The 2,828-nt window shown below is 61.2% G+C and carries 4 protein-coding genes; 3 read left to right on the top strand and 1 reads right to left on the bottom strand.

The window, feature by feature from the left end; genetic code table 11:
- From ACFOMH_RS20470 to ACFOMH_RS20460, 3 genes are all read left to right on the top strand, one after another.
- The coding region (locus tag ACFOMH_RS20470) for a hypothetical protein (protein ID WP_377746780.1) at window positions 1-621 on the top strand (621 nt) is incomplete at its 5' end.
- Window positions 608-1,351, top strand: coding sequence for a PP2C family protein-serine/threonine phosphatase (locus ACFOMH_RS20465; RefSeq protein WP_377746778.1), 744 nt, complete (start codon window positions 608-610; stop codon window positions 1,349-1,351). The genes ACFOMH_RS20470 and ACFOMH_RS20465, both read left to right, overlap by 14 nt.
- 384 nt (window positions 1,352-1,735) lie before the next feature.
- Entirely contained in the window at window positions 1,736-2,608 is an 873-nt protein-coding gene (locus ACFOMH_RS20460) for a helix-turn-helix domain-containing protein (RefSeq protein ID WP_143793969.1), read from the top strand.
- A gap of 34 nt (window positions 2,609-2,642) precedes the next feature.
- Here ACFOMH_RS20460 and ACFOMH_RS20455 read toward each other — a convergent pair.
- Window positions 2,643-2,828: hypothetical protein (locus tag ACFOMH_RS20455; RefSeq protein ID WP_377746776.1), on the bottom strand; the 186-nt coding region annotated here is incomplete at its 5' end.

Here is a 2,828-nt window from a genome sequence, read left to right as displayed (position 1 = left end):
TCGCCACCGGCCATCCACAAAGCCGCCTCGATGACCTGCTACCGTGGAACTTCAAGCCGTCAAGCTAAGTCGACAGTGGGGGCCAGCGACCGCTTACGTTGCGGCGAGTGGATAGAGCTGGAAGAACAACTGTTCGGGAAGGGGTTCACGATTTCCCCGCAGGACGAGGTCATATGTCGCATGAGACTTGGCGAACTCATCGTCGATTTCATGCCGGACGACGAGAGCATCCTCGGTTTCTCGAACCGCTGGTATGCGCAAGGCATAGAAACAGCAGTCTCACATCCGTTGACGGGCGAGCTGGAGATCAAGCATCTGACTGCGCCGCTCTTTATCGCGACGAAGCTCGAAGCCTACCGCGGGCGTGGTGACGACGACCCATTGGGGAGCCATGATCTCGAAGATGTCGTAATCGTCGTGGACGGGCGGGAGGAACTTCTTGCTGAAGTTCAAGGCGCAGACGAAGACGTGCGCAGATTTATCGCTTCAGAACTCCGGGCATTCAAAGAACACGCGGACTTCGACAACTTCCTGGAAGGGAATATCAGAGGCCCGGCTGGACGCGTCGACATTGTCCGCGACCGTATCGACGCGCTCGCGAATTGCGATGGCGGTGGCTGAGATGGGAGTAGAGATCAGGTGGCGCAGCGAACAAGGACATCACACCCATGACAATCGCGATTGTTGCGGGGTTGGGCTTCGTGACGATGCCGTTCTTGCTATTGTGCTCGACGGCTCCTCGAACGGGAAAGCCAGTGGCGCTTTCGCTCGCGACGTGGCGCGCAATCTGATTGACTGGTTCGTCGTTGCGGAAGTCGTGACACCGAAGACCATCATCGACCGTTTGCGCGTGATCCATGCGGAACTTTCAGGCACATATAGACGAGACTCGGCGAGTGTCGTGATTGCACGTATCGAAAGGCAGGGTGCGACCTGCATTCTCCACGCCGGTGATTGTCTTGCAGGATTGGTTCAAGAGACGTCCGACATCGAATGGTCGATACAGCCGCACAACCTGGCAAACGCCATATCGCCGGTAGCGATTGATGAGCTCGCACGGTCACCGTCGCGTAACCTCCTTACGCGGAGCTTTCGCACAAAACGATTCATGGTTCCCCAAGAGACCGTCCAAACATTCAGGGCTGGTCAGCGCCTGGTTCTCACGACTGATGGGTTCTGGGCCTCACTCGATCCCGAACAGATGACCGCGTTTCTTCGGGGCGATGCGTTCCAGCCTTCCGAAGACCGGGATGACTGCAGCGCCCTCACGTTAACTGTCGTCGAAGATCAGCCGGACGAGGTAATCGAAGCGGCCGGTAACAACTTTTACGTCGTAGATGCAAGGCACTAGCCCGAGAGTGGCTCGCACGATTTCATGCTTGGAATAAATTAGGTACATTCGGCATCCGTCCGCTCCCCACCCGATCACAATGCGCGGTGCTTGACCATCGCTGCGCCGTGCACCGGTGACCGCATTCTCAGGAATGCTGCCGTTGCCATGCCGCAACGCTGTCCGTCAGCTTTTCCGCCTACCACGGGACCCGGGTTGGGTGATCGCTGCGCCGCGTACGGATGGCTGCTTTTCCGGCTCTGCTGCAGGTGCCAAGCCGCACCGCCGTCAGGCAGCTATCCGCCCTTTTCGACGCTTTCCCTCTGGCCTCGACGGGATTATTCGGTGCAGATAGTGTCATGAATCATTTCCTTTTGACCGCAATGAAAACAAATAATTCTTGACATGAACACCTTGCGCGCAACGCGTCGCTCGTGTGGACTGACACAAGCCTCAGTCGCAGCCTCGGCCGGGATCAGCCTGCCGACGCTGCGGGCGCTTGAGCGGGGTGAGGGTGGTGTGCGGGCGTTGGCCGCGGTGATGGCGGTGCTGGATCTGCGCTGGGGCTGGGCGCCGGACCGGGTGCAGGCGGCGCGGGCTTTGGCTGATCGGCGGCGGGCGCGAGGGCTGAGCCAGGCGCAACTGGCCGATCGGATCGGGGTCAGCCGACCGGTTGTCATTGCGCTCGAACGAGATCTGGGCGCGACGGTCGCGACCCTGGTCAGGGCGGCGGCGGTGCTTGGCGTCAGGTCGGTGCTACGTGCGGCTCCCTCGGGACGCGGTGGTCTGGTGCCTGCGACAAATGCGCCAGCGCAGGATCTGGTCATGACGCCGCCGGAGCTGGCGACAGCGGTGATCGGGCATTTCGCCGGGCGGATGACGGGCATGGTGCTGGATCCGTCCAGAGGGCAGGGGGCGTTTTACGACCGCTTCCCGCACCATCTGGCGCGGGATTGGTGCGAGATCACCGAGAACCGCGATTTCCTGGACTGGCAAGATCCCGTCGACTGGGTGATGACCAATCCGCCCTGGTCGCGGCTGCGCGATTTCAGCCGCCATGCCATGCGGATCGCGCCGAACATCGTCTGGCTGGCGCCGCTGACCAATCTGACGACCAGGGCGCGGCTGCGAGATCTCGACGAGGCCGGGTTCGGCATTGCCGAGCTGGTGCTGATCGACACGCCGAAGGACTGGCCGCAGAGCGGCTTTCAACTGGTCGCGGCATGGTTGCGCAAAGGGCACAGCGGCGGCTGGTCGGTGAGGCGGCTGGCCGGTTAGACCGTTAGCCGGGCGACATCGCCCGGGGATGCGATCATGGACCCGACATGCCTTCATCGGGTGTATCGTCCTGCAGGGCGTCATCATCCGCGTTGACATCAAACCGGAGGGTATACAGGAACTCTTCGGCTTCGGCTTCGGCTTCGGCTTCGGCTTCGGCTTCGGCTTCGGCTTCGGCTTCGGGGATGCGCCTAGGTTTGGCCTTGAGGGCCAATTTCGC

The organism is Paracoccus mangrovi (genome assembly GCF_042648425.1).
In the GTDB taxonomy this organism is placed as follows: Bacteria; Pseudomonadota; Alphaproteobacteria; order Rhodobacterales; family Rhodobacteraceae; genus Paracoccus; species Paracoccus mangrovi.
This window is presented reverse-complemented; position numbering and strand designations above follow the sequence as displayed.

Excerpts from the sequence above, each read along its gene's own strand:
- ACFOMH_RS20465 (WP_377746778.1), top strand. The coding sequence starts at position 608 with ATGGCGGTGGCTGAGATGGGAGTAGAGATCAGGTGGCGCAGCGAACAA.
- ACFOMH_RS20460 (WP_143793969.1), top strand. The coding sequence starts at position 1,736 with ATGAACACCTTGCGCGCAACGCGTCGCTCGTGTGGACTGACACAAGCC.